This is a genomic window from Herbiconiux sp. SALV-R1 (assembly GCF_013113715.1).
In the GTDB taxonomy this organism is placed as follows: domain Bacteria; phylum Actinomycetota; class Actinomycetes; order Actinomycetales; family Microbacteriaceae; genus Herbiconiux.
Map to the genome: position 1 here is coordinate 2,314,192 of NZ_CP053344.1, position 26,592 is coordinate 2,340,783.

General features: G+C 71.5%; 21 protein-coding genes and 1 pseudogene. 9 read left to right on the top strand and 13 right to left on the bottom strand.

Translation table 11 applies throughout. The features are described from left to right. The first annotated feature begins 174 nt into the window (after positions 1 to 174). Entirely contained in the window at positions 175 to 1,053 is an 879-nt protein-coding gene (locus HL652_RS11075) for an HD domain-containing protein (RefSeq protein ID WP_216603881.1), read from the top strand. A 158-nt stretch (positions 1,054 to 1,211) separates the two neighbouring features. Here HL652_RS11075 and HL652_RS11080 read toward each other — a convergent pair. The 3 genes and pseudogenes from HL652_RS11080 to HL652_RS11090 form a co-directional block, all read right to left on the bottom strand. After that, positions 1,212 to 2,381: pseudogene (locus HL652_RS11080) on the bottom strand (IS3 family transposase). A 338-nt stretch (positions 2,382 to 2,719) separates the two neighbouring features. Beyond that, on the bottom strand, positions 2,720 to 4,648 hold the full coding sequence (locus HL652_RS11085) for an HNH endonuclease signature motif containing protein (protein WP_171705367.1): 1,929 nt from the start codon (positions 4,646 to 4,648) through the stop codon (positions 2,720 to 2,722). Between the two features lie 66 nt (positions 4,649 to 4,714). Then, positions 4,715 to 5,326, bottom strand: coding sequence for a type II toxin-antitoxin system PemK/MazF family toxin (locus HL652_RS11090; RefSeq protein WP_171705368.1), 612 nt, complete (start codon positions 5,324 to 5,326; stop codon positions 4,715 to 4,717). A 311-nt stretch (positions 5,327 to 5,637) separates the two neighbouring features. Between HL652_RS11090 and HL652_RS21915 the strand changes: the two genes are divergently transcribed. Beyond that, positions 5,638 to 7,098 (top strand): coiled-coil domain-containing protein, encoded by a 1,461-nt coding sequence (locus HL652_RS21915; protein ID WP_171705369.1) that lies wholly within the window; start codon positions 5,638 to 5,640, stop codon positions 7,096 to 7,098. A 123-nt stretch (positions 7,099 to 7,221) separates the two neighbouring features. Then, entirely contained in the window at positions 7,222 to 7,545 is a 324-nt protein-coding gene (locus HL652_RS11100) for a hypothetical protein (RefSeq protein WP_171705370.1), read from the top strand. A 193-nt stretch (positions 7,546 to 7,738) separates the two neighbouring features. Here HL652_RS11100 and HL652_RS11105 read toward each other — a convergent pair whose 3' ends face one another. Continuing rightward, on the bottom strand, positions 7,739 to 8,536 hold the full coding sequence (locus tag HL652_RS11105) for an SDR family oxidoreductase (RefSeq protein ID WP_171705371.1): 798 nt from the start codon (positions 8,534 to 8,536) through the stop codon (positions 7,739 to 7,741). Between the two features lie 194 nt (positions 8,537 to 8,730). Here HL652_RS11105 and HL652_RS11110 point away from each other — a divergent pair, with 194 nt between their 5' ends. Beyond that, complete coding sequence (locus HL652_RS11110) at positions 8,731 to 9,810, top strand: LysR substrate-binding domain-containing protein (RefSeq protein ID WP_171705372.1); 1,080 nt, start codon at positions 8,731 to 8,733, stop codon at positions 9,808 to 9,810. Positions 9,811 to 9,814: 4 nt separating this feature from the next. Here HL652_RS11110 and HL652_RS11115 read toward each other — a convergent pair whose 3' ends face one another. From HL652_RS11115 to HL652_RS11140, 6 genes are all read right to left on the bottom strand, one after another. After that, on the bottom strand, positions 9,815 to 11,134 hold the full coding sequence (locus tag HL652_RS11115; protein WP_171705373.1) for an acyl-CoA dehydrogenase family protein: 1,320 nt from the start codon (positions 11,132 to 11,134) through the stop codon (positions 9,815 to 9,817). Next, positions 11,131 to 12,492, bottom strand: a complete 1,362-nt coding sequence (locus HL652_RS11120) for a zinc-binding dehydrogenase (protein WP_171705374.1) — start codon at positions 12,490 to 12,492, stop codon at positions 11,131 to 11,133. The genes HL652_RS11115 and HL652_RS11120 overlap by 4 nt, the downstream gene beginning before the upstream one ends. Beyond that, positions 12,489 to 14,189, bottom strand: a complete 1,701-nt coding sequence (locus HL652_RS11125; protein ID WP_171705375.1) for an FAD-binding oxidoreductase — start codon at positions 14,187 to 14,189, stop codon at positions 12,489 to 12,491. Before HL652_RS11125 ends, HL652_RS11120 begins: the two co-directional genes overlap by 4 nt. Positions 14,190 to 14,191: 2 nt before the next feature. Continuing rightward, positions 14,192 to 14,752, bottom strand: coding sequence for a nuclear transport factor 2 family protein (locus tag HL652_RS11130; RefSeq protein WP_171705376.1), 561 nt, complete (start codon positions 14,750 to 14,752; stop codon positions 14,192 to 14,194). A 228-nt stretch (positions 14,753 to 14,980) separates the two neighbouring features. After that, positions 14,981 to 16,501 (bottom strand): dihydrolipoamide acetyltransferase family protein, encoded by a 1,521-nt coding sequence (locus HL652_RS11135; protein ID WP_171705377.1) that lies wholly within the window; start codon positions 16,499 to 16,501, stop codon positions 14,981 to 14,983. After that, the gene (locus HL652_RS11140) at positions 16,501 to 18,690 is read right to left on the bottom strand and encodes an alpha-ketoacid dehydrogenase subunit alpha/beta (RefSeq protein ID WP_171705378.1); all 2,190 of its coding nucleotides are present in this window, start codon (positions 18,688 to 18,690) and stop codon (positions 16,501 to 16,503) included. The genes HL652_RS11135 and HL652_RS11140 overlap by 1 nt, the downstream gene beginning before the upstream one ends. 158 nt (positions 18,691 to 18,848) lie before the next feature. Here HL652_RS11140 and HL652_RS11145 point away from each other — a divergent pair, with 158 nt between their 5' ends. The 3 genes from HL652_RS11145 to HL652_RS11155 all read left to right on the top strand — a co-directional run bounded on the left by HL652_RS11145 (position 18,849) and on the right by HL652_RS11155 (position 21,530). After that, positions 18,849 to 19,403, top strand: a complete 555-nt coding sequence (locus HL652_RS11145; protein ID WP_171705379.1) for a VOC family protein — start codon at positions 18,849 to 18,851, stop codon at positions 19,401 to 19,403. Positions 19,404 to 19,408: 5 nt separating this feature from the next. Continuing rightward, positions 19,409 to 20,074, top strand: coding sequence for a GntR family transcriptional regulator (locus tag HL652_RS11150; protein WP_253743198.1), 666 nt, complete (start codon positions 19,409 to 19,411; stop codon positions 20,072 to 20,074). 79 nt (positions 20,075 to 20,153) lie between these two features. After that, entirely contained in the window at positions 20,154 to 21,530 is a 1,377-nt protein-coding gene (locus HL652_RS11155; protein ID WP_171705381.1) for an aldehyde dehydrogenase family protein, read from the top strand. Between the two features lie 299 nt (positions 21,531 to 21,829). Here the strand turns inward: HL652_RS11155 and HL652_RS11160 are convergent, their stop codons facing one another. Genes HL652_RS11160 through HL652_RS11170 form a run of 3 tightly spaced genes read right to left on the bottom strand, consistent with a single transcriptional unit; the run spans position 21,830 to position 25,000 of the window. Next, positions 21,830 to 22,954 (bottom strand): zinc-binding dehydrogenase, encoded by a 1,125-nt coding sequence (locus HL652_RS11160; protein WP_171705382.1) that lies wholly within the window; start codon positions 22,952 to 22,954, stop codon positions 21,830 to 21,832. 43 nt (positions 22,955 to 22,997) lie between these two features. Continuing rightward, positions 22,998 to 23,975, bottom strand: a complete 978-nt coding sequence (locus HL652_RS11165; protein WP_171705383.1) for a DMT family transporter — start codon at positions 23,973 to 23,975, stop codon at positions 22,998 to 23,000. Further along, positions 23,972 to 25,000, bottom strand: a complete 1,029-nt coding sequence (locus tag HL652_RS11170) for a ketopantoate reductase family protein (protein WP_171705384.1) — start codon at positions 24,998 to 25,000, stop codon at positions 23,972 to 23,974. Before HL652_RS11170 ends, HL652_RS11165 begins: the two co-directional genes overlap by 4 nt. Positions 25,001 to 25,179: 179 nt before the next feature. Here HL652_RS11170 and HL652_RS11175 point away from each other — a divergent pair, with 179 nt between their 5' ends. Next, complete coding sequence (locus HL652_RS11175) at positions 25,180 to 25,491, top strand: Dabb family protein (RefSeq protein WP_171705385.1); 312 nt, start codon at positions 25,180 to 25,182, stop codon at positions 25,489 to 25,491. Further along, the gene (locus HL652_RS11180) at positions 25,488 to 26,561 is read left to right on the top strand and encodes a zinc-dependent alcohol dehydrogenase (RefSeq protein WP_171705386.1); all 1,074 of its coding nucleotides are present in this window, start codon (positions 25,488 to 25,490) and stop codon (positions 26,559 to 26,561) included. Before HL652_RS11175 ends, HL652_RS11180 begins: the two co-directional genes overlap by 4 nt. Positions 26,562 to 26,592 lie beyond the last annotated feature (31 nt).

The window sequence follows — 26,592 nt, forward strand, 5'->3', positions numbered from 1 at the left end:
CGTTCCGGACAGGTCGCGGCGTGATTCTGCCATTCCCGCGTGGGGCGGGCGGATGCGCGGGCTGGGGTGGTGCGGTGCCGTCAGACTTTCCCCATGGTCGATAAGCAGCACACCCTCCCTGTCGCGTCCGCTGTTGGGTCTGGGTCTCGGTCTGGGGACCAGCCGGGATCGCCGATGTTGCCGCAGAGCCCGTCGTGTGTGGCGGCGCTCGAGGTGGCGCGGAACTACCACTCGGACGCGATGCTGAACCACGGCATCCGTTCGTATCTGTGGGCGGTGGAGCTCGCCCGAAAGGAGGGGCTCGTCGTCGATGACGAGCTCCTCTTCGTCTCGGCGGTGCTCCACGACATCGGGCTCTCGCCGGCTTTCGACAACCGAGATCTCTCGTTCGAGTACGCGGGCGGCGAGGTCGCGTGGGTCTTCGGTGCCGGTGCCGGCTGGGCGCCCGTACGCCGTCGACGTGCCGCCGAGATCGTCGTGCGGCACATGGCCGACGAGGTCTCGCCCCATGACGACCCCGAGGGCTACCTCCTCTGCGAGGCCACCGGCCTCGACATCTCGGGCCGTGGTGCCGAGCGCTGGTCTCCGGAGTACCGGACGGCGGTGGTGGCGGCCTTCCCGCGCCTCGACCTCGCCGCCGAGTTCCTGTCGTGCTTCGAGGCCCAGGCTGCGGCCAAGCCCGCTTCCTCGCCCGCGACCGCCCTCACCAGCGGCCTCGCGGCCCGCCTCGCCACCAACCCGCTCGATGCCGTTTCCCGCGATGCGGGTTCCCGCGATGCGCATCCGGGCCACGCCGACCCGGGCCCCAGGGACGCGGGCCGCGCCCACCCCGACCACACAGACGCGGGCCACACTGCCGCGGGTCACGCCGACCCCGACCACACGGACGCCGGCCACACTGCCGCGGGTCACGCCGACCCCGACCACACAGACGCGGGCCACACTGCCGCGCGTCACGCCGACCCCGACCACACGAACGCCGGCCACACTGCCGCGCGTCACGCCGACCCCGACCACACAGACGCGGGCCAGACTGCCGCGGGAACACGCTGACACCGCGCGCTCTCGATAGACGTCGCACGAGCGCAGCTGCGCCGCCAACCGCGTCACCACCAACAAGCCCATTGCGCCGCCGACCACACCACGGGCATCACAAGGGACTGCTGAAGGTCTTGGTGACTCTTTGACCTGCCCCACGGCTTGGTTACCAGTTAGCTCGTGGCAATCAGGCGTGGGATGGATGGTAGTTCCGAGCGTAGTTCGAACTCGATCGGGGTGAGGTAGCCGACGCTGGAGTGGCGTCGGCGGCGGTTATAGAAGATCTCGATGTACTCGGATATCGCGTTTGCGAGCTCGACCCGGGTGGCCCATTTCTTCCGGTCGAGGAGCTCGATCTGCATCGAGGACCAGAACGATTCCATCATCGCGTTATCGAGGCCGTCTCCGACGGTTCCGAACGAGGGCATGAGCCCGGCGGAGCGGATCTTGTCGCCGAACGCCCAAGAGGTGAACTGGGTTCCGTGGTCGGCGTGAACGACCCCGCCAGGCTTCGGGTCGCGGTTCTTCAACGCCATGTCGAGAGCGTTGATGACCAGACGGGTGTCGGGGCTGGAGTCGATGGACCAACCCACGATTCGCCGACTGTAGGTGTCGAGCACGCAGCAGCAGTAGAGCCGGCCCTCCCTCGTGGGATGCTCGGTGATGTCCGTGACCCAGAGCTCGTTCGGGCCGGCCCGGTTGAACTTCCGGTTCACGAGATCATCAGACGTCACGATCCCGCGCAGCCGCTTCACTCTGGCAGGGCCAGGGAGCCCGGAATGGCCGGCATCGTGCATCAGGAGGAACGTGAGTCGGCTGCTGACGTTTACGCCCAAACCCATGGTGAGTTCGGCATGCACGCGCCGATACCCGTAGGTGCCGCGGGACGCCGTGTGGACTTCTTGCATCAGGCCGGTGAGCCATTGACGTCGCATCTTCGTCGGGGCCAGGGGCCGGTGTTTATATCGGTAGTAGCCGGGTTTGCTCACCCCGAGCACCCGGCAGCATGTGAGCACGGGGTGCCCGGCGGCGACGAGGGTGTCGATCACCGGGTGAATCCTTTTGGGTGGGGCTTGTCCTCCCCGAGCAGCGTGGCCGCAGTCCGCAGGATGGCGACTTCTTCCTCAAGCTCACGGATGCGTTTCCGAGCCGCGCGAAGCTGCGCATTCTCGGTCGTCGACGTTCCCTGGATCTCGCCGCGATCGATGCGGTCCTGGCGCACCCAATTACTTAGGCCACCGGCGCTGACTCCAAAGGTCATGGGCGACGTCCGAGACGCGACGACCCGACTTCACGAGCGCAACCGCTCGCGCCCGGAACTCGGCTGGATAGGGCTTTGGCATGATCAGAGCCTTTCAGTTCAAGCACTGATCACCACAGCAAAACTGGTAACTAATCCGTGGGGCAGGTCAAGGAGTCACCCAAACTCTCAGCAGTCCCCAAGACGTGCCCGACAGCGTCACCGCCCGCACCGGTGGAGGCACCCGCGTGGCATCGCGATCGCATCCCGGCGTGCACTCACCGCGGCATGGGATCGCATCGCAAGACACACACACGGCGCCATTGCGAACACATCGCAGAACGCACACACGGCAGCACCGCGACCACATCCCAGGCGCAGCCGGGTGGCATCCCCCACCCCCGGCTGGCGGAGGACGGCGCGGCTAGGAACGAGGTGGAGTCAGAACGGCGGAGGGTCGTCGTCGTTGGTGAAGCGTGGGGACGAGGGTGAACGCGTTGTGAGTCGAGCGAGAGCGCTCGGTGGGGTGCCGCGGCGGCCCGGGAGCGCACCGTGGAGGAAGGTACGGCGGTGACCGATGCGCGACTCAGACTCGGCGTAGGCGGGACGGTCTGGGGTGAGGCGGAATACGGGTCGCGGGCGCGACGGATCGGCACCAGAGTGACGTGGGTTGGTGCTGGGGGCGGACGGTGCGGTGAGGGTCAGGGATGTTTCTGACCCCTGCGACGGACCGGGCGGCGGTGCCGGCCGTGGGGCGAGGCGGCTCGGTGGGGTGGTGGTGTGGAGGGAGCCGGAGGGAGTGGTCCAGGTGAGGGCTCGGGAGCCTGAGGGGTGCTGGGCGACCGACCAGCCGGGGCTGTGCTTGAGGTGGTGGTGGCGGGGGCAGAGGTGGGCGAGGTTGCCGGGGTCGGTGGTTCCGCCGTCTTCCCAGGCGAGGGTGTGGTCGAGTTCGCAGTGGTCGGCGGAGCGGGAGCATCCCGGGAAGCGGCAGGTGCGATCGTCGTGCTGGAGGAGGGTGCGAAGGGATGCGGGCGGGACGTAGCGCGTGCGGCCGAAGCTCAGCGGCGCGCCCGTCGCGCGGTCGCGCACGAGTTCGAGCACAGAGGTGGCTCGTGCGGCGAGGTGACGGGCGGAGGTGGCGTCGATGGGGCCGTATCCGAGCAGGTCGGCGGGGGTGTCTGCGGCGCCGGAGAGGGTCTCGGCCGGGATCGTGACGACGACGGTGGGGGTGATGCGTGGTCGGCGTGCCGTTAGTCGCGGGCCGACGGCGCTCGGGGGCGAAGCGGGGTCGCCGCGTCGAGGTGAGGAACCCGTGGGTGCGCCGGTGCCGCCGGTGGTGTGTGGGCTCAGGGCGAGTTCGCGGGAGAAGGGATGGCCGACCTCGTGGGCGCCGAGGGCGGGAGAGCAAGAGGCGGGTGCCCCGGAGGCGGGAGCGCCGACGGCGGGTGGGCCAGAAGTAGGCGCAGTGGCAGCGCAGGGAGTGGCGGTGCTGGGAGAGTCAGAGACGAGAGAGCAAGAGGCGGGTGCCCCGGAGGCGGGAGCGCCGACGGCGAGTGGGCCAGAGGTAGGCGCGGTGGCAGCACAGGGAGCGGCGGTGCAGGGGGCGGGGTCGAGGAGGAGGTCGCGGAGGACGTCGGAGCGGAGTTGGAGGTGGGTTCGGGGTTCGTCGGGGCCGCGGAGGCTGCGGGCGGTGCGGTCGAGGAGGTCGTGGATGGCGAGGGCGTCGAGAGCGTCGAGGTGGTGGTGGAGGGTGGCCATGCCGTCGCGTTCGGGGTCGAGCCAGACTCCGCGGTCGGCTCGAGCCTGACGGGTGCGCTCGACGAGGGACTCGGGGTGGAGGTGCTCGCGGAGGCGTCTCGCACGCTCGTCGAAACGAGCGGGAGTGAGGGCGAGGGCGTCGGGGAGCACCGCCGCCTCGAACGTGGGGACGGCCTCGTCGGGGAGGGTGCGGGCGTGGCTGAGGAGGGCGCGTGCATGGAGGTAGGAGAGGGAGCCTGCAGCGAGGGCAGCGACAGTCGAGGGGAGGGTGGCTACGAGCGACTCGGCCTCATTGAGGAGGCGGGCGATGGTGCGCTCCGAGCGATGGGAGAGGCAGCACAGCTCGGCCGCCAGGGAGCGGCGGGCCCACTCGCGGTCGACCTCGGTGCAGCGGCGCCTCTCGGCCGACGCCGTCTGAGCGGCGAGGAGGTCGCCGAGCTCGGCAGCTCTGGCCAGGTGAGCCGTGCGTGAGGCCTCGGCACGAGCGATCTGCTGCTCGTCGGCCACCACTGCGGCGAGCGCCTCCGCATACTCGCGCCGAAGAGCGTGCTCCTCGTCGAGAGGGTGCGTCGAAGCCTCATCTGGTCGACGCGAGGCGGGTGTTGCTTCCATGAGAATAAGTCAACACCATGCCACCGACATCGGGAGCGACGGAGGCGCGAACGCGAATCAGAGCGATCAGCGCCGCCCGAAGAGCCGACCCAGCACCCTCCGCAGCACGCCCGCCCGCGTAGCCGGCCGCGCATCCGCCCGCGACCCCGCCGCGCCCGACGCACCAGCCCCAGCCGCAGCAGCCACCGCACGAGACGACGCCCCAGCACGCCACCCGAACATCCGCTCCAACTCCCCCGCGACCACCCCGAACTCCCGCTCGCCAAGAGCCACGCCCCGCCGCCGCACACCCCCCTGATGCAACCGGAACACCCGCTCGAGACGCACCCAACTCGGGCGACCCGCCGGGTCCCACGGACCGCTGCCGATCGCCACATCCCACCGATCGTCGTGCGGCTTCGACGTGAGCGCCACCCCGAGCACCGTGCCGCCCGGCTCCGACGCGATGACGAGCACGGGCCGGTCTTTGCCGCGGCCGTCGGCCTCCTGGTAGGGCACCCAGGTCCACACCACTTCACCAGGGTCGGCCGAACCGTCGACCCGCGGGTTGTACGCGATACGCACCGCCCCCACCCGCCGCGGATCGATCTCCACCGTCGCCGTCGACCCGAACCGCCCTGGGCTATCGCCCGCGCCGCCGTCGCCTGCTCTCCGTGCCGATCCAGCCGTGTTGCGCATCCGCCGACACTAACAGCCGCCCCTCGACGACGGTCGCACACCCACGACGACGGATGCGCACCCCACCCAGACGCACACCCCACCGGATGCACACCCGCCAAGACGCACACCCCACCGGATGCGCACCCCACCCAGTCACACCCCCCACCGCATGCACACACCTCCAGTCACACCCCCCACCGCACCCGCACGCCCACCCCCAAACCCCCCGACGATTCACGAATCACCGCACCCGCTGCCGCCCGCGGCACAGCCCGGGGGTTGAATTGCTGTCTGGGCGCTCCGCTCGCTCCCGAACGCTCCGAGGACACATGACCCGCAACGAACCCACCGTGCGCCGCGCAGGCACCCCCGCCGCCCCGACACCCACTCCCACCTCCACCCGAACCGACGCGAACCACCCGCGCCGCAGCCGCCCTCCCCGCGCTCCCCGCGCCCCTCGTCCCACCCGCCGCTCCCCCTTCCTCGTCGCCCTCCTCGCCCTCTCCGTCGCCGCCGCCGCGACCATCGCCGCCGCACCCGCCCTCGCCCCCGCAGTCCTCCCCGCCGCCCACGCCGACGACTACCCCAGCTGGGACGACGTGCTCGCCGCCCGCTCGAGCGAGAGCGCGAAGCAGGACGAGATCACCCGCATCAAGGGCATCATCGCCGACCTCGAGACCAAGGCCCAGGCCGCCCGCGACCTCGTCGACCAGCGCACCGCCGAGAACGACGAAGCACAGGCCGCCCTCACCGCGGGTCAGGCCCGCGCCGACACCCTCACCGCCCAGTCGACCGCCGCCACCACGAAGGCAGCCGAGTCGGAGCGTCGGGCCGCCCTCATCGCCGCCCAGTTCGTGCGCACCGGCGGGTCCGACCTCACCTCGATGCTCCTCACCTCGAGCTCCGGAGAAGCCGACGACCTGCTCGCCCAGCTGAGCTCCGCGGGCCAGCTCACCCAGGCGGTGAACGCCATCTACGCCTCCGCCGAGCTCGACAAGAACACCGCGCACTCCCTCACCGAACAGGCCGACGTCGCCGAGGCGAAGCTCGGCAGCCTGGCCGATGCGGCCCAGTCAGCCCTCGAGGCCGCGGCCGAGGCTCAGCGCCAGATGGTCGCCGCCCTGCAGGAGCAGAACGCCCACCGGGAAGAACTCGACGCCCAGCTCACCAGCCTGCAGCAGAATCTCGCCACCACCGAGGAGCAGTACCAGGCCGGAGTCGCCGCGCGCGCAGCCGCAGCGGCAGCGGCGGCAGCGGCTGCGGCAGCGGCGGCCCACCAGGGCGGGCAGGTCGTGGGCCCCGTCTCGGGCGATGCCCAGGCCCTCGCCGAGGAGCTCATGGGCTACGTCGCGAACGGCCAGTTCCACGGATCGAGCCCCGACCACATCTTCGAGATCGCCTGGATCGCCCAGGGCCAAGACGTCGCCAACTGCGGCATCGACGTCACCATCCTTCAAGCCCTGGTGGCCGCGGTGCGCGCCTTCGGCAGCGCGGGCGTCTCCGACATCAACCGCCGCTGCACCGGGCAGATCGAGGGAGCCGGCACCGCGTCGACCCACTACATGCAGGGCGGCGGCCACGCCGTCGACTTCACCTCGGTGGGCGGCGTGCCCACCACGGGCGCGAACGACGCCTCCCTCAACCTCATCGCCGTGCTCGACCCGATCATGCCGCCCGGCTCCCGCGTGGGCCAGTCGAACTGCCGCTACGCCGCCGGCAACGAGCCCTCGTTCATCAACTTCCGCGACTTCTCCGACACCTGCAACCACCTCCACGTCGACGACTTCTGATCCCTCGTCGACGACGGGTTCGGATGCGCGTCACAGGCCATGCGAACGACCACCAGACATGGTTAGATTCTCTAGCGAATCACCTCTCGGCGACCGTCGAGAGGCTCGGGGTGAGGAGGGGTCATGGATGCGGGGCGTGGCGCTGCGGGGATGCATCCGGCGCGCATCCGTTTCGACACCTCCCTCGCCGACGAGGTCGTAGTGCGCCGTGAGGGGCACCGCTGGCGCCTGAGCGTGCTGCGGTTCACGGGCGACGTGCTGGCCACCACCGTGCTGCACCTCGACGGCGACTTCTCCACGACGGTGGCACGCATCGCGGGCCGCACCCTCCAGACGATGGGCCTCGCACTCGCACCCGACAGCGAGTGGCGGCGGCACGAGGCGGCGTGGAGCGCCTCGGTGGTCGATGCCCGCGCCTACCCGAACGGCGACCCGGTCAGGCTGTAGCCAGCGCGCAGGCCCGGATGCCTGCCGGCCCGCCGGCCGGGGTCAGCGCCCCGGAGATCAGCGCCCTGGGTCGAACCCAGCACGCGGGCCCGCCGGCCGCTCGAGGTCAGCGCTCCGGAGGTCAGCACCTGTGGGCAGAACCCAGTACGCAGGCCCGCCGGCCGGTGTCAGCGCCCCGGGGGCCCGCCCGAGGTCAGTGCCGCGGGTCGAACGCGCTCTCGATGGTGCGGTGACGGTCGCGCACGAGGTGCGCCCACTCCGGGTGCGTGATCGCGTACCGGCGCCCCTCGAGCAGCGCCTCGACCGCGATCTCGGCCACCTCACCCGGGTCGCGCCACGGCAGCCCTCCCCCGTCGCCGGCCGAGAGGTCGACGTCGACGAGCCCGGCGCCCGCCTCGGTGTCGCTCCTGTTGCGGGAACTGGACCCCAGCCGCGTGCGCACCGGGCCGGGCGCCAGGAGCGTCACCGCGATGCCGTCGGGCTCGAGCTCGGCGGCGAGCACCTCGGTGTAGGCGGTGAGAGCGAACTTGGTGACACCGTAGCCGCCCATTCCCGCGTCGGGGGCGAGGCCCGCCATCGATCCGGTGACCAGGATGCGACCCCGACTGCTCCTCAACTGCGACAGGAAGGCGCCCACGGTGTGCACGGCGCCGTAGAGGTTCACGCCGAGGAGCCAGTCCCAGTCGGCGTCGGTCATGCGCTCGAGCGGGGCCGTCGACGCCACGCCCGCGTTGCTCACGAGCAGCTCGACGGGGCCGAACTCGGCTTCGACGGCAGCGGCGAGCTGCTCGACGCTCGCGAGCGAGCTGACGTCGACCTGGAACGCCGAGCCGTTCGCCTCCGCCGCAACGGCCTCCGCCGCCCCGAGCTCGATGTCGGCTACGGCGACCCGCGCGCCGGCCGCGGCGAGGCGCAGAGCGATCGCCCGGCCGATGCCGGAGCCGGCCCCGGTCACGACGGCCACCCGTCCCTCGAGATCGTTCACGTTCATCCTGGTCACCCTTCGTCGTGGTTCAGCGGCCGCGTGCGGTCGTGGCTCAGCGCTCGCGTGCGGTCGTGGCTCAGCACTCGCGTGCGGTCGTGGCTCAGCGGCCGCGTAAGGTCGTGGCTCGGCGCCGGCGAACGGGGGATGCCGCGACCCACCGGTGTCGTAGCATGGCGGTGGCCCGGAACGAGGAGGTGCCGATGCGATCGACAGCGCTCAACCTGCGCCAGCTGGAGTGCTTCCTCGCCGTCGCCGACGCCGGCTCGATCGCCCTCGCCGCCACCGAGCTGCACACCTCGGAGTCGGCCGTCTCTGCAGCGGTCTCCGGTCTCGAGAAGGCCCTCGGCGTGCAGCTGCTGGTGCGCCGCCGCGCCCAGGGCGTCACGCCCACCGCCAGCGGCAGACTGCTGCGCCAGCGCGCCCGCGTGCTGCTCGACGACGCCGTCGAGCTCGAGCTCGCCGTGTCGGGCGGGTCGACCCCCGACGGAGAGCAGGCCCCGCTCGTGGGGTCGGTGACCATCGGATGCGCGGAGGAGATGGCCCCCGTCATCCTCCCGCCGATCATCGAGAGGCTCGCAACCGAGCATCCCGGCGTCACGCCGCTCGTGGAGATCGGGCTCGAGGAGTCGTTCTGGCCGAGACTGCTCTCGGGCGAGATCGACCTCGCGGTGACGCTCGACCACCGGCAGCCGACGGAACTCGAGGCGATCAGGCTGAAACCGTTGCCGCTGAACGTGGTGCTGCCGGCCGCGCATCCGCTCGCCCGTCTGCAGAGCATCACCCCGGCCGAGCTCGCCGGCGAAGACTGGATCATGCTCAGCACCGAACCCGGCGCGACCCATTCGTTCTCGATGTTCAACGCGGCGGGCGTCACCCCGCGGGTGCGCCTGCGCACGCCGAGTCACGAACTCGCGCGGTCGCTCGTGGGGCGCGGGCTCGGGTACACGCTGCACATCCACCGGCCGTTCGGCGACGTCTCGCAGGAGGGGCGGCCGCTGGCGGTGCGGCCGCTCGTCACCACGGCTCCGGTGGAGTGGGCGACGCTCGCCTGGTCGGCCGAGACGCGGCCGTCGCCGTGGGCCCGGGCGGTGATCGGCTCCGCCGGGCGGGCGTGGCCGGCGGGTGCGGGAGACGCGCGCGACGGAGGCTCGGGTGGCGCGGACTCGGGCGACGCAGACGCGGGCGACGCAGACTCGGGCGACGCAGACTCGGGCGGCGCGGACTCGCGCGACGCAGACTCGGGCGGCACCCACGCGGGCGACGGCCGCGGCGAGGCCTGAGCCCTCAGCCACCGGCGGCCGGGTTTGCGGGCGTGCTCGGCGCCGCCGCGGGGGCCGGCGTGGCCGGGAGGTCGAACGCCGACTTCTGCACGCCGAGCACGGTCGCGCCGATGCCCTGCATCCACGCGCCGTACTGCGTGGCGGCGTGCGTGCGGTACATCATGATGTCGCGGGCGTACCGCTCCATCTTGCGACCCGGTCGGGCCTCCGAGCTGCCCGCCGAACGGAACAGCATGTCGACGGCCTCGGAGGCGAGCCGCCCGGCCTCGAGGGTGAGGCCGTTCAGACGCGTGTCCATGGCTCGGGTGAGCGGTGCGCGGCCGGCCACGAAGTCGGCGGCCCAGCGTTCGACGGTCTCGACGGCCTGCAGCAGGATGGCCTCGGCCGCATCCGTCTTCACCGTCGCCTCGCCGAAGATGCGCTGGCTCCCGGGGTCGTGGTCACGCTTGGCGAACGGCGGGAGGGGGGCGGAACGGATGCGCGCCAGGGCCTCCCACTCGTCTAGTGCCGCGCGGGCGGTCCCGACGGCCACGGCGGCGAGCTCGGCTCCGAGGAACGACTGCACGCTGCCGAGGTAGAGCGGGTTGCCGTGGAGGGCGGCTCCCGTGAGCGCCGGGTCGGTCTCGCCCGCCCAGGTGGCGTCGACCAGGTGGTCGGCCGGGACGAGGGCGTCTTCGAAGGCCACCGAGTTCGAGCCGCTGGCGCGCATGCCGAGCACGCGGTCGCCGCCCCAGTCGTCGAGGGGACGGTAGAGCGCCTTGGGCAGCAGCACCTGGGCGGTGCGCTGCGCTCCGTCGGCGGTGGTCTCGCCCTCGACGGCGACGTAGACGATGGCGTGCGTCGAGTACGGGGAACCCGACTGGTAGCGCGAGACGCCGCTCAGCTGGTAGCCGCCCTCGACCTTCTTCGCGGTGCCGGCCGGGGCGAGGCTGTGCGAGGCGCGGAAGTAGCCCGCCGGGTCGCTGAAGGCTTCTCGCTGCACCCGCTCGGGCCAGAGCGAGGCGAGCTGGATGACGTGCGAGTGCCCGAGGCAGTAGCACCAGCCGGAGCCCGGGTCTCCGGTCGAAATCTCGATGACCGTGCGGAGCCACGTGGTGAGCGAGACCTCCGCGCCGCCGTAGCTCACCGGGGTGAGGAGGTGATACAGCCCGAGCGAGAGCATGCGCTCGTGCACCTCGCCGGTGTAGTGGCCGAGTCGCTCGGCCTCGTTCTGCTGCTCGCGGAGCAGCTCACGGAGGCTGCGGGCGGCGGCGACGGGGTCGGGCGCGGGGGCCGTGGTCGCTGGGGTGGGGGCCGTGCCGGGGGCGGGAGTGGTGAGGGTCATGAGGCGGGCTCCTCTCGAGGGGGCGTGGGGTGGGCGCGGGTGTCGGTGTGTGAATCTGCGTCGGGGTTAGCCTCGGCGTGGGCGTCGGCGTCGGCGGGGTCAGCGACGTCGGCGGCGGGGTCAGCTGCGTGGGCGGCGGGGTCAGTATCGGCGTCGGCGTCGGCGTTGGCGTCGGCGTCGGCGTCGGCGTCGGCGTCGGCGAGCAGGATGATCGCGGTGAGCGAGCGCGGATCGCTCAGCAGCTCGTAGGCCTCGGCGGCGTCGGCGAGGGTGTGCTCCGAGGTGATGACCAGGTCGGCGCGCAGCGCGCCGCTCGCGAGCAGCCGCTCGTACTCGGGAACGATGCGCAGCACGTCCCCTCCCCCGCACTGCGCGCCCCTGATGGTGCGCGAGCCGAGGGAGTACTGCAGGTTGTCGAGGCACACCACGGCGGTCTCGCTCTCGAGACCGGTGGGCACGACGACGGCGCCCAGGCGCGAGAGCTCGAACGACTGGCGGAGCGCCAGCGTGGTGCCCGCTGCCTCGAGCGCGACGTCGGCCCCGCGGCCGTCGGTGAGATCGCGCACGGCGGCGGTGAGGTCGAAGGGGCGCTGGGAGTCGAGGCGCGGGTCGATGACGTGGGTGGCACCCGCCTGGCGTGCGCGTTCGCGGCGCCAGGGGTCGGGCTCGATGGCGATGAGCGGATGCGCGCCCGCGAGAGCGGCGGTCCGCAGCATCCAGAGGCCGAGGTGACCGCATCCGGAGACCGCGACCGACTGGCCCTCGCGCACCCGCGCGACCTCCCGCACCGCACCGGCACCTGAAGTGACACCGCAGCCGAGCAGGGCGAGCTCGCGGGCCGGAGCGAGGCCCTCGACACGCACCAGGTTCGACTCCACGAACACCATGCGCTCGGCGTGGGTGCCCATCCCCCCGTCGCTCCACACCGCCTCGCCCGTCGTGCTGGTGCCGACGCGACGCTCCATGTGGGTGAAGATCTCGTCGCAGGCGCCCGGCGCGTCTTTGAGGCAGTAGAAGCAGCTGCCGCACTGGCGGGTGCCGGTCACCACGACGCGGTCGCCGGGGGCGACGCGGGTGACCGCGCTGCCGACCGACGTCACCGTGCCCGTGGCGGCGTGCCCCAGCACGGTGAGACGCGCATCCGTGCCGCTCGGGCGCTCGTGGCCCGCCAGCGCCCGGTCGACGGTCATGAGCTCGGTGCGGCACACGGCCGCGGCGGCGAGCTCGACCAGCACGTCGCGCTCCCCGAGTGGCAGCAGCTCTACCGTCACCACGTCGGGCGCCGTCCCGTCGCCCCGGGCGACCAGCGCCCGGGTCGTCACCCCGGTGCCGGCCGTCACCCCGATGCCGGTCGTCACAGGGGCCAGACCCCCTGCTTCCCGGGGGCGAGGATGCCGCGCGGATCGACCGCCCGCTTCAGCGTGCGGGTGAAGTGCAGCAGGGAGGAGTCGTTGAAGTCGAAGCGGGAGGCGACGGCGTCCATGAACTCGAGGTGGGCGCGGTACTCGCCGTAGCCCGCGTCGGCGAGGAGCGGCACCAGTTCGCCGAAGGCGCGCTTCACCCGCGCCGACTCCTCCGCGTCGGCGGCGTCGAAGAAGATCATGAGCACGTTCACGGCGTGACGGCCGGTGCCGAGCCAGCCCCCGATGTAGTCGAAGCCCGCGGCCTCGATGTGCGTGCGCATGACGCGCCCCGCCTCGACGACGTGACGACCGGTGAGCGGCGACACCGGGCAGAGACCGATGTGGGCGCCGGTGGGCCGATCGGCGCGCCAACGCACGCCGCCCGCGAGCAGCATGCCCGGGATGCCCGCGGCGAAGTGGTCGAAGGGCTCGACCTCCTCGGCCGAGGCCGCGCCGTCGTAGCGGTGGGCCGTGAGCCTGGACCCCGGGATGCCGGCCAGCACCCCTTCTATACGGGCGAGCTTGAGGTCGAGCATCGCGTCGGAGCCGTAGACGGCGAACTTCACGTTCCAGCGGCCGATGCCGAGATCGGAGGCGATGGTGTCGACGATCTCGTCGGGCACCACGCCGTCGCCGTCGTACCAGCGCTCGCGCGACGAGCTCCCGGCCGCGACACCGACCGCGTTCGCGGCGTTGACGACGCCGTCGATCATCCCCTCGAGACCGAGCTCGCGCATCGCGTCGACGAGCGCCGGCAGGGAGCTCTCGCGGTCGATCGCCACGCGGCAGGCGGCGAAGCGCTCGGGGCGCGGCATGAGCCAGATGCCCATCTTCGTGACGATGCCGAGGTTCGACTGCAGGAAGAGGCCCTCGAAGCCCGGGCCGAAACCGCCGCGGTAGAGCGGCCAGGCCTCGGAGTTCGGCATCGCGCCCATGCCGGTGCGGATGAGCTCCCCCGTCGGCAGCACCACCTCGAGTCCGCAGATGAACTGCTGGTGGTCGCCGTGGGCGGTGTAGCCGTAGCCGCGCTCGAGGGCGTTGCCGACGACGCTCCCCCAGCCGAGGTCGGGCACCGACGCCCACAGCCGCGAGTCGCGCGAGCGCAGCTCCTCGTAGAGGTCGAAGAAGCTCACTCCCGGTTCGACGATGGCGGAGGCGGTCTCGTCGTCGACCTCGAGCACACGGTTCATGCGGCCGAGGTCGAGCACGACGGTGCCGCTCTGCCGCGGCGCCGATCCGCCGTAGCCGAGGTTCTTGCCGCGACCGACGGGCCAGAGGGCGACACCGAACTCGTTCGCCGCGCGCACGACCTCCTGCACCTGGTCGACCTCGGCCGGGCGCACGGCGCCGCCGGGCTGGTGGGCGTGCGGGTCGCCGAGGGCGTAGACGTCGAGGTAGTCGTCGACGGCGTCGGGGCCGGAGACGTGCTCCGCGCCGACGATGGCGGCGGCGCGGGCGAGGAAGGCGGCGAGGGCGGCGACGCCTGCGGTCTCGGCGTTGGTGTCGGCGAATCCGCCGGGGGTGTCGCGGGCGGCGGCGCTGGTGTCGCCGGGGAGGTCACCGGTCGTCGCGCCGCGGGCGTCGCGGGTGGTCGCGGTCATCACGCCGGGGGTGTCGTTCGCGGTCTCGTCGCGGGGTGGAGCATCCGTCATCGTCAGTGCGACCCTCCGTGGTGCGCGGGGCCCGCGGGGTCGGGGTGCCGGTCGCTCGCCGGGTGGGTGGCGGAGCGCAGCGGGTGCTCGGCGTCACCGGGCCAGCGCTCGACCCAGCGCCGCACGAAGCGCCACTCGTCGCCGCGCCGCTCGATGGTGTCGAAGGAGTGACCGGTGGAGCTCAGCGACACTTCGCCGCTGCCGGCCTCACGGTGCGTCGTCGACCAGTAGGAGCGCAGGCGCACCCGGTCGGGGGCGCCGCCGTCGAGGTACACCCGGTTCGACTCGCGGTGCTGGTGCCCGTTGTAGCCGCCGAAGTGCGAGGCGGTGAACTCACGGATGCTGTCCACACCCTCCCACGACAGCACCTCGCCGTCGAGCTGGGTCTCGATGAACGCGGCCTCCGGCCAGAAGGTGCCGAGGTAGACCTCGATGTCCTGCGTGTCGAGCGCCCAGAGGTAGGTGGCGTAGAGGTCGTCGATGGCGAAGCGCACCTCGGCGGGCGGCGAGATGCGGGCCGAGCTCGTGGGCGCTGCGGCGCTCCGGGTCGTGACGTCGGTCATGGGTGCGGCTCCTTCGCTGCGGGCGGCACGCTCGCCGTGCCTCGTCTTCGACGCTACGGACGGCGGCTCCACCCGGTCAACGACGGGCTCCCGGGGAAGCTCCCCGGAAAAACGACGGAACCGGAGCCGCACCGGATCGGGCCCGGCGCGACCCCGGTTCGGGTCGGGTCGGGGTGCGCTCCGGCTCGGCCGGAGGCTCCGGCTCGGCCGGAGGCGCACCCCACGTCCTCACACGAGGATCGAGAACGGGCTCTCGATCTTCTTCACGAACGCCGCCAGCCACTGCGCGGCGAGGGCCCCGTCGAGCACCCGGTGGTCGGCCGAGAGCGTCACCGTCATGACGGTGCCCACCGCCAGCTCGCCGTCGACCACCACGGGCTGCTGACGCGCCGCACCCACCGCGAGAATGGCCGACTGCGGCGGGTTGATGATCGCCGAGAACTCCGTGACGCCGTACATGCCGAGGTTCGACACCGCGAAGCTGCCGCCCTCGAGCTCGTGCTGGCGGAGCCCGCCTGAGCGCGCCCTGCTCGCCAGGTCGCCCACGGTGCGGGCGATCTCCGACAGCGACGACTTCTCCACACCCCGCAGCACGGGTGTGACGAGTCCACCGTCGATGGCCACGGCGACCGACATGTCGACGCTGTCGTAGCGGCGCACGGCGGTGTCGGTCCAGGTGGCGTTGGCCTCGGGCACCTCCACGAACGCCGCGGCCGCCGCCTTCAGTACGAAGTCGTTCACCGAGATCTTCACCGGTGACGCCTCGTTCACCGACTTCCGCAGCGCGAGCAGCTCGTCGACCCGGCAGTCGGCGACGAGGTAGAAGTGCGGCACCGTCGACTTGCTCTCGGTGAGCCGGCGCGCGATGGCTCGGCGCATGCCGGTGTGCGGCACCTCGGTGAAGCCGGCGCCGGCGCCGGCGGGGGCGGCGGCGGGCTTCGCGGCAGCCGGGGCTGTCGCGGAGGCGGGCGCAGCTTCGGCCGGGGCAGCCGGTGCAGTCGAGGCAGCCGGCGCGGATGCGGTGGTCGCCGCATCGGCCGACCCTGCGGTCGCAGGGGCGGCCGGCTGGGCGGCGCCCGCGACGGGCCCGCGCTCGAGGTCGGCCCGTACGATGCGGCCGCCGGGGCCGGTGCCGCGCAGCGTGGCGAGGTCGACACCGCGCTCCTTGGCGAGGCGTCGCACGAGCGGACTCACGAAGAGGCGGCCGCCGACGCCGCCCCCGCCTTCGCCCCGTTCTCCGCTTTCGCCACCTTCACCGCCCTCGCTGCCCGACGGCAGCGTGGTGGGTGCGTCGGCGACCGGCGAGCTGGTGCTCTCGGCCGCGGTCTCCGGCTCGGGTGCGGGGGAGCTCGGCTCGGCGGCGGTCGCAGCGGCGGCAGCAGCATCCGGAGCCGTCTCGTTCAGAGCGGCAGCAGCATCCGGAGCGGTCCCGCCCGACGCAGGCGCAGCATCCGGAGCGTCACCGCCCGACGCGGCAGGCACATCCGGGGTCACGCCGTCGGCACTCTCACCCGGCTCGCCCACGACAGCGATGGGGTCGCCGACGTTCACCGAGGTGCCCTCGTTGACGAGCACCTTGAGCAGGGTTCCCCCGATCTCGGCGGCGTACTCGACCGTGGCCTTCTCGGTCTCGACCTCGGCGAGCGGCTCGCCCACGACAACGGGCTGGCCGACCTGCACCAGCCACGACTGGATGGCGCCTTCGGCGGCACCGGCGAGAACTTCCGGCATGCGGATGAGCGTGGCCATCAGCGGTCTCCGAATCCGAGTCGAACACGTTCGAGGCCGGCGACGACCTCTTCGGTGCGGGCGATGGCGGCGCGCTCGAGCACCTTCGAGATGCTCGGCGACGCCTCCGTTCCTGTGACGCGTTCCACGGGCTGGTCGAGCCAGTCGAAGAACCTGCGCTGGATCTCATCCGCCAGCCAGCCGCCGTAGGAGGTGCCCTGGGCACCCTGCTCGACGATCAGCACGGAGTTGGTCTTGCGGATGCTCTCGCCGATGGTGTCCCAGTCGATCGACGCGCGGTCGAGCCAGCGCAGGTCGATCACCTCGGCGTCGATGCCCGTCTGCTCCACCGCCTCGAGGCTGTGGCGCACCATGGAGAGGTAGCTGATGACGGTGACCTCGGAGCCCTCGCGGCGCACGGCGGCCTGCCCGGGCGGGAGGATGTAGTCGAGATCGCCCTCGGGCACGCGGTCGGCGGTGCCGTAGAGGTCGACGTGCTCGATCACGAGCACCGGGTCTTCGAGGGCGAGCGCCGCGTTCATGAGGCCCACGTAGTCGGCCGCCGTCGAGGGGGCGACGATGCGCCAGCCGGGGCTGGTGGCGAAGATGCCGGCCGGGTCCATGAGGTGCTGCGAGCCGTAGCCCGAGCCCATCGCGACCTTGGTGCGCAGCACGAAGGGAACCGGGGTGTTCGCCCCGAACATGTGGCGCGCCTTGCCGATCTGGTTGAACACCTGGTCGGCGGCGACCCACATGAAGTCGGGGTACATGAACTCCACCACGGGGCGGAAGCGGCCGTCGAGCGCGAGCCCGCCGCCGAGGCCGGTGAAGGCGTTCTCGCTGATGGGGGTGCCGAGCACGCGGTCTGGGCCGTACTTCTTGGCGAGGCCCTTGGTGGCGCCGTTCGTGCCGCCGTTCAGGCGGTGCACGTCTTCGCCCAGCACCACGATGCGCGGGTCGGTCTCCATGCGGCGGTCCATCACGCCCGAGACGGCGTCGACGAACTTGAGGTCGCGCCAGCCGCCCTCGTGCTCGAGCGGCTCGGCGACGGTGAGGGCGCCGAGCTCGCCGGCATCGCCGCGCACGCCCACGTCGACGTACCCGGGGTCGGGCCACAGGTCGGGGCGGATGCGGCGCTTGCCCTCGGAGTCGGGGTCGGCTTCCAGCAGCTCGGCCACCGCGGCGGTCATGCCGGCCTTGGCGGCCTCGCGCACGGCGGCGACGCCGGCCTCGTCGATGAGCCCGAGCTTCGTCATCTCGCGGGCGACGCGGTCGAGCGGGTCGCGGGCGCGCCACTCGGCCTCCTCGTCCTTCGGGCGGTAGCCGAAGGCACTGCCGGGGTACGGGCCGTTCTGGTGGAAGAAGCGGTAGACCTCGGCCTCGATGATCGTGGGGCCGTCGCCAGCGCGCATCCGTTCCTCGGCGGCCTGGGTGGCGAGGTAGACGGCGAGCGGGTCCATGCCGTCGACGCGCCACGACGGGATGCCGAAGCCCTGACCGCGCACCGAGAACCGCGTGTCGGCGGTGATCTCGTCGGCACGGGTCGACACCGCGTAGAGGTTGTTCTCGATGAAGAACATCACCGGCAGCTTCCACGCCGCGGCGAGGTTCATCGACTCGAGCACCGAGCCGATCTGCGCGGCGCCGTCGCCGAAGTAGTTGATGGTGATGTCGCGGGTGCCGGAGTGCTTCTGCGCCCAGGCGTTGCCGGTGGCCATGGGGGCGCCGCCACCGACGATGGCGTTGGTGCCGAGGGCGCCGGCCTCGAACCACTGCAGATGCATCGATCCGCCGCGGCCGGAGCAGTAGCCCTGCGCAAGACCGAGGATCTCGGCGAGCGTCTTCTGCAGCACGCCCTGGATGGCCGGGGTCACCGGGTTCGCCGGGTCGATGGTGCCCTGCGACACGTGGGTGAGCGCCTTGGCCAGGAACTGGTGGTGGCCGCGGTGGGAGCCGTTCACCGCATCCGTCGAGCCGAGGCCCACGATGGATCCGACGGCGCCGCCCTCCTGGCCGATGCTGGAGTGCGCGGGGCCGTGCACGAGGCCCTCGCCGGCGAGCTCGAGCACCGTCTCCTCGAACGCCCTGATGAGGTGCAGCTCGGCGAGCATGGTTCCGAGCAGGGCGGGGTCGGCCGCCTTCCAATCCGCGGGCGTCGTCGTGAGCTGCTGCCACGAGACCCCGGTCTCCAGTCGACGCGTCTTCGGCATCTTCGCCATTCCTTCCGCACGGATGCGCCCGGCGGCACATCTGGTCGTCTCACCCTAAGCGCGATTGCATCCAATTACAAGCGCGATTCGGGGCCCGCGCTGGCTTTCGGCGCGTGGTGCGCGCATAATGGATCCAATCAGAGCGTCAAGGAGGTCGCATGAGCGGCGGAATCCCCGGAGCCAGGGGCATCGACCACATCGGCATCACCGTGCCCGATCTCGACGAGGCGGAGGCGTTCCTCGTGGGCGTGCTGGGGGCGGTACACGTCTACACGCTCGGCGCGAAGCGCGCCGACGACGACTGGATGCAGGTGCAGATCGGCGTCTCGCCGCGCACCGAGATCCGGGAGATCCGGTTCTACCGGCTCGGCAACGGGTCGAACCTCGAGGTGTTCGAGTACGAGGTTCCCGCCGACGACGAGCGGCCGCAGGCCCTCGTGCCGCCCATGAACAGCGACATCGGGGGCCATCATCTGGCGATCTACGTCGACGACATAGATGCGGCTGTCGCGTATCTGCGGTCGCACGACGTCGAGGTGATGGGTGAGCCGGTCGCGAGCAAGCAGGCAGCGGAGGGGCAGCGCTGGATCTACTTCAAGGCACCGTGGGGTCTGCAGCTCGAGCTGGTCAGTTTTCCCCAGGGCAAGGCCTACGAGCATTCGTCCACAGATGTCCCCGTGAAGCTGTGGCACCCGGCCCACCCGGCAGAATGACCGGTATGACTCTCGAACACACCAGCCACGGCGCCGCCGGGGCCCGCGTCGCGGCCGAGCTCCGCGAGGCGATCCTCGCGGGCGTGCACCCGCCGGGGGCGCGCATCCGGCAAGAAGACGTGGCCGAGCGGTACGGCGCGAGTCGCGTGCCCGCGCGCGAGGCGCTGCGCATGCTCGAGGCCGAAGGGCTCGTCACCGTCGTCGCGAACACCGGCGCCTGGGTCACCAGCCTCAACCTCGCCGAGAGCGAGGAGGTCTACCAGGTGCGCGAGCGGCTCGAGCCGCTGCTGCTGCGGTACAACGTGCCGCTGCTGTCGCCTGAAGCCATCGACGAGCTCGAGCACCTCGCGCTCGAGATGGAGGCGGCGAGCGACATCGAGACCTTCCTGCGCCTCGACCGGGAGTTCCACCTCACCTCCTACGGGGCCGCCCCCACCACGATGCTGTTCGACACCGTGCTGAGGTTGTGGAACCGCACGCAGCCCTACCGGCGGGCCTACACCTCGGTGTTCCTCTCCGAGGGCGACCGCAGCGTGCACCACGAGCATCATCTGCTCGTCGCCGCCGTGCGGCGGCGCGACGCCGACGAGGCCGAACGGGTGCTGTCGTCGCACATCAGGCGCACCCGGCTCGAGCTGGCGCGGCACCCCGAGATCTTTGCGGCGCCGTAACCCTTTTTCACTGCTTCCCCTCCTTCTTCTCTGCTTCCCCTTTTCTCTGCTTCCCCTCCTTCCCTACCGAAAGGCAACCATGGCCATCGCCACCATCAACCCCGCCACCGGCGTCACCGAGCGCGAGTTCGAGGCGCACACCGAGGAGGAGGTCGACGCCCGCATCGGCGAGGCCGTCGCCGCCTTCCAGGCCCTCCGCACGACATCGTTCGCCGAGCGTGCGGCGTGGATGCACAAGGCCGCCGACCTGCTCGACGCCGACGTCGAGGAGGCAGCGCTCATGCTCACTACCGAGATGGGCAAGACCCTCGCCCAGGCGCGGGCCGAGGTGCAGAAGTCGGCCAAGACGATGCGCTTCTACGCCGACAACGCCGAGTCGTTCCTCACCGGGCGCGACATCGAGGAGCCCTCCCGCATGAACGCCTCGGGCGCCTACACGCGCTACGAGGCGATCGGGCCCGTGCTCGCGGTCATGCCGTGGAACTACCCCATCTGGCAGGTCATCCGCTTCGCCGCGCCCGCGCTCATGGCGGGCAACACCGGTCTGCTCAAGCACGCCTCGAACGTGCCGCAGGCGGCGCTCTACCTCGACACGCTGTTCGAGCGCGGCGGGTTCCCCACGGGGTCGTTCCGGGCGCTGCTCATCCCCGCGGCGCGGGTCGAGCGGGTCGTGCGCGACCCGCGCGTGGTCGCCGCCACCCTCACGGGCTCCGAGCCCGCCGGGCGCTCGCTCGCGTCGATCGCGGGCTCCGAGGTGAAGCACGTGGTGCTCGAGCTGGGCGGCTCCGACCCGTTCATCGTGCTGCCGAGCGCCGACCTCGAGGCCGCCGTGGCCACGGCCGTCACCTCGCGCACCACCAACAACGGGCAGGCGTGCATCAACGCCAAGCGCTTCATCGTGCACGAGCAGGTGCACGACGAGTTCGTGGCCCGGTTCACCGAGGCGATGGGCGCGCTGCGGGTCGGCGACCCCACCGCCGACACCACCGACATCGGGCCGCTCGCGACCTCCTCCGGTCGCGACGACCTCGTCGAGCTCGTAGACGACGCGGTGGCCAAGGGTGCCACCGCCACCACGGGCGGCACCGTTCCCGCGGGCGACGGCTGGTACTACCCGCCGACCGTCATCACGGGTGTCACCCCGTCGATGCGCCTCTACGCCGAGGAGGCCTTCGGGCCCGTCGCCACGGTGTTCAAGGTCTCGGGCGTCGACGAGGCCCTCGCCATCGCCAACGACACCACCTTCGGCCTCAGCTCCGCCGTCTGGACCAACGACGCCGCCGAAGAAGAAGCCGTCATCGACGGCCTCGTCGCCGGCGCCGTCTTCGTCAACGGCATGTCCATCTCCTACCCCGAGCTCCCCTTCGGCGGCACCAAAGACTCCGGCATCGGCCGCGAGCTCTCCGTCGAGGGCATCCGCGAGTTCGTCTCCCTGAAGTCGGTCTGGCGCGCGTAGCGCCGGGCGCGTATCGCGCGCCTCGCGCTCGCCTTGCGCGCTCCGCGGCGCTCTCGAGCCCCCGTTCCTGGCACGCCACGTGCCGGGGCGGGGGCTCTTCGCGGTCCCCACCATCCTCGCGACCCCCTAGTCGCACAAAACGCTCTCAACCGACCCGATTCGAGCATTTCGCGCGACCAATCCTCGCCCCACAGCACGCACCAGCACCCCCACGCACCCCTCCCCGAGTTTCCTACGGACAAAGTCCGTGAAGAACTCGGTTATCACGGACTTTGTCCGTAAGAACGTGGGTTCGGGGGTCAGGGGGTGAGGATGGGCGTGATCTCAGTGCGGTCGCGGGAGGCGGCGAGGGCGTCGTTGATGGCGGCGAGGGGGCGCACCGGGCCGAGCAGGGCGTCGACGTCGACGGCGCCCGATTCGAGCCACGGGAGGAACTGAGCCAGGTCGCGGGTCATGTCGAGTCGCCCGCTCTGCGAGCTGCGCAAGTCGCGCCCGCGCAGCGCCAAGTCGAACAGCGGTAGCGAGACCGTGGTGTCGCGGGTGACGTACGAGGTGATCGTCACGACACCCCCGAGGCGCGTGAGCGCGAAGGCCTGCTGCACCGACTCGACACTCCCCCCGGCGTCGAAGCCGAAGTCGGCCCCGCGCCCACCCGTGGCGGCGAGCACGACGTCGCGCACACACTCGTCGCCCTCTGCGCTCGGCACCCCTCCGGGGTCGGCGACCGCCGTCGCCCCCACCCGCAGCGCGAGCTCGCGACGCTCCGCGAGCGGATCGACCGCCACGATGTGACGTGCTCCCAGGATGCGCGCGGCCTGGATCATCCACAGACCTTCCTGACCGCACCCCACGACCACCACCGAGCTGCCAGCCTCGACCCGCGCGACATTCACCACCGCTCCCATGCCCGAGATGATGCCGCAGCCGAACATCGCCAGCCACGCATCCGGAAGGTCGCTGTGCACGGGGAAGACCTGGATGTCGCGGATGACGCTCCGCTCCGCGTAGGTCGCCGACGCTCCGGGTGCCCGCACCTCGCGCCCGTCGTCGAGCATGCCGATCACCGGCGCCGGCACGAATAGCTTCTCGCACTGGTCGACTCGGCCGCTGCGACACCAGAAGCACTCCCCGCACTCCGGGGTCGCCGTCACGATCACCCGCTGGCCCACCTCGAGCCGTGAGGCCGCGCCGCGCTCGACCACCCGCGCCACGGCCGAGTGCCCGAGCACCACGGGGTACGGATCGGGCACGAGCCCCGGCAGCCCGGTGTCGCCCCGCACCGCGATCCAGTCGCTGTAGCAGAACGCGGTCGCGTCGATCTCGACCACCACGTCGCGCTCCCCCGGGTCGCGCAGTGTCACGGTCTCGACCCCCAGCTCGGTCTCGTCGCGATGGGCGACGGCTGCCGTCACTCGTGTGGGCATCGATGCTCTCCGTTCCGGTCGGGCCCTGCTTGGTCTCCGAGGGTCATTGGGGCGCGACCGCCTGGGCGGCGTCGGCGTCGGCGTCGGAGACGGGGTCGCGGCGGCGGGCCGCTGCCGCTGCTCCGAGGCCGGCGATGCCGACGGCGGCCACGGCGAGAATCGCGCCGATGACGGCGGTGGGCGTGAGACCGAGGGCGTCGACGGGCACCACGAGATCGAGCAGCACCGACGCGATGGCCTGCCCGGCGGCAATGCACAGAATGGCGCTGAGCACCCCGATGGTGCGCACGGTGAGCGCGGTCACCACGCCGATCACCGCTCCGAGAAGGCCCCCGAGCGGCGCCCAGGGCGGCAGCGCGCCGAAGTCGATCGGCTGCAGGAAGAGCGTCACCACGAGCGCCAGCCCGACGAAGACACCGGAAGTGAGGAAGTTGATGACCGACATCGCCGCGAACTCGCCCGTCACCACGACGAGCCAGCCGTTGGCGGCCTGCTGGATGGCGATGATCACGCCCGCCACCACCACGATCGGGATGACGAGCGCATTGCTCACGTCGAAGCGCCCGATCGCACCGACCAGCACCGCGACGACCGCGACACCGAGGCCGATGGTGCGCAGCAGGTTCAGCCGGCGCTTCCCGCCGGGCCCGAGGTTGAACGAGTCGGCGATCACCGAGCCGATCAGCTGGCCCAGTGTGATCGCCACTCCGACCGCCACCACGCCGACCTCGGGTGTGACGGTGATGATGGCCAGCACGGCGACGAAGCCCATCAGTCCGCCGAGGAACCACCAGCGCTTGATCTCGCTCCGCCGCGCCTTGAGCGACCGCACCGCGCGCGGCAGGGCGCCCATCGCCAACGCGACGACGAGGGCGATGGCGAGGGCAGACCCGTGGTTCACCGCCGTGGCCAGCACCGGCGACCCGGTGTCGACACTGACGTGCCCGTTCACCGAGGTCTGCACGGCCACGGCCGCACCCGCGGCGAGGGTCGCGGCGGTCGCCAGTACGGGCGACTTCACGCGATGGCTCGAGACAGCTCCGCCAGGTGCCCGGGTTCGGGGCGCGCCTCGCCCCGTTCGATTCGGTGCGCGACCTCCACCACGGCCGCGTTCACCGGGGTCGGCACGCCGAGACGACGGCCGACGTCGACCACGTGGCCGTTGAGGTCGTCGACCTCGCTGTGGCGCCCCTTCTCCCAGTCCTGCAGCACGGTCGTCGTCGCTCCGGGAACGACGAAGCCAGCGAAGAGCTTGTCGGTCATGATCTCGACGACCTGGTCGGGGTCGGAGATCTCGTCGGCCGTGAGCCCGAAGATGGGGAGCACCGGGTGCCCGAGAGCCGTGCCGACGGCGATCGCCTCGTTCCCCGCCGCGACCATGAGCTCGCGGTAGCCGGGGGTGTGCAGGGCGTCGAGCATGGGGAGGCCGAGGATGGCGGAGGTGACGAGCAGCGTCGAGTTGCTCACCAGCTTCATCCACTTCGCCGCCTCGATGTCGTCGAAGTGCGCGACCGTGCCGGAATGGCGCAGCAGCGCGGCGATCTCCTGGGAGCGCCCCGCCGGCCCACCGGGAAGCTCGCCCACGGCGAACCAGGAACGGTCGACACCGGTGTGCCGGTGCACGACGCCTGGCTCGTTCATCGTCGCCGAGCACTCGATGACGGTGCCAATCGTGCGGTGCGCCCCCACCACGTCTTCGACGACCCGGGCGGTCATCCCGTTCTGCACCCCGGCCATGAGGCCGTCGTCGGCGAGATACGGCCGGATGAGCTCCGCAGCCCAGCGGGAGTCGTAGGCCTTCATGAGCATCAGCACCACATCGAAGGGCTGCCTGAGCTCGGCGACCTCGCAGAGGTTGATCACCGTCGGGCGCACGTGCAGTTCGCTCTCCGGGGTGATGATGCGCACACCGTCGGTGCGCATCCGCTCGACGTGGGCAGGCCACTGCTCGATCAGCACGACATCGAGACCGGCGTTCGTGAGATCCGCCCCGACGGAGGCGCCGTTGGCGCCCGCCCCGAGAACAGCGATGCGGGGTCCGCTCATCCGTTTACCTCCTTTGGCATTGCGTGATGGCAGTGCGAGACTATCGCGACATCCACAAATTGTCATACGAACTGATGATCTCGACATCGCGCAGTCCAAGTGTAAATTGATACTGGACACGGTGTCGATCTGGACACCAGGCCGACAAGCAGACCTCGACGAAGAGAGCAGGGAACCCGATGATCCTCCACATCGCCGCATTCCGTTGGAAGGACGACGTCACCGAGGCCGACGTGAGCGCGCTCACCGACGCCCTCCTCGAGATGGCGAAGGGCATTCCCGAGATCAAGTCGTACACCGCGGGGCCGAACCTGCACCTGCGCCCCGCCGGTTCCGACTACGGCGTCGCGGCGATCCTCGACGACGCAGCCGGGCTCGACAGCTACCTCGACCACCCCGACCACCTCGCGGTGTACGAGAAGCACCTCGGGCGGATGATCGCCGAGCGCTCCGCCGTGCAGCTCCCGATCTCGGAAGGGGCTTTCGCGTGACCATCGAGGCGACCGTGCGTGCTGCGGTACTGCACGACGTGGGCGACCTGCGGATTGAGGATCAGCAGACGCCGACACCCGGCCCGGGCGAGGTGCTCATCAGGGTCGCGGTCTGCGGCGTGTGCGGCAGCGACGCCACCGAGTTCGGCCACCACCTCGCGCTCGCGAAGCCTCCGGTGGCCCTCGGCCACGAGTTCGCGGGCGTCGTCGAGGCCGTCGGCCCCGGCGTCACGGCCCCTCCCGTCGGCGCCACCGTGGTGAGCGGCGCCGGCATCTCGTGCGGCGAGTGCAAGCCCTGCCGTCAGGGCCGCACGAACCTGTGCCGTAGCTACTCCACCATCGGCTTCCACCACGACGGCGGCCTCTCGGGCTACGTCGTCTCCCCCGCGTCGATCACCCTCGACGTCTCCGACTCGGGCCTGGCGCTCGACACCCTCGGGCTCACCCAGCCGATGGCCATCGCCGTGCACGCGGTGCGGCGAAGCGGGCTGTCGCAGGGTGACGACGCCGTCGTGATCGGCGTCGGCGGCATCGGCGCCTTCATCACCGTGGCCGCGGCCGCCACCGGGGCTCGCGTGCTCGTCGTCGACCTGAACGACGACCGCCTCGAGCTCGCGCGGCGCCTCGGCGCGGCGGAGACGCTGAAGGCGGGCACGACCTCGCTGAGCGACCGGCTCGACGAGCTCGGCATGGACGCCGACGTGTTCTTCGAGGTCAGTGGCTCCGCCCCCGGCCTGGCCTCGGTGCTCGAGACCGCGAAGCCGGGTGCGACGATCGTGCCCGTCGGCATCCAGCGCGGCGAACCGGCACTCCCCCTCGGGAAGTGGACCCTCAGCGAGTACACCATCATCGGCACGGTCGCTCACGTCTTCTCGACCGATTTCCCCGAGGCCGTACGCCTGCTCGGCACCCGCGACGACTGGTCGGACATCGCGAGCGAGGTCATCCCCCTCGACCGCGTCGCCGAAGACGCCCTGCAGCCCCTCCTCGAGGGTCGCAGCACGCAGATCAAGACCCTCGTCGACCCGTGGGCGACGGATGCGCGCCCTGCCGTGCACACGAAGAGCTGAGAACTCAGAACACAGAGAAAGAAGAGGCGGG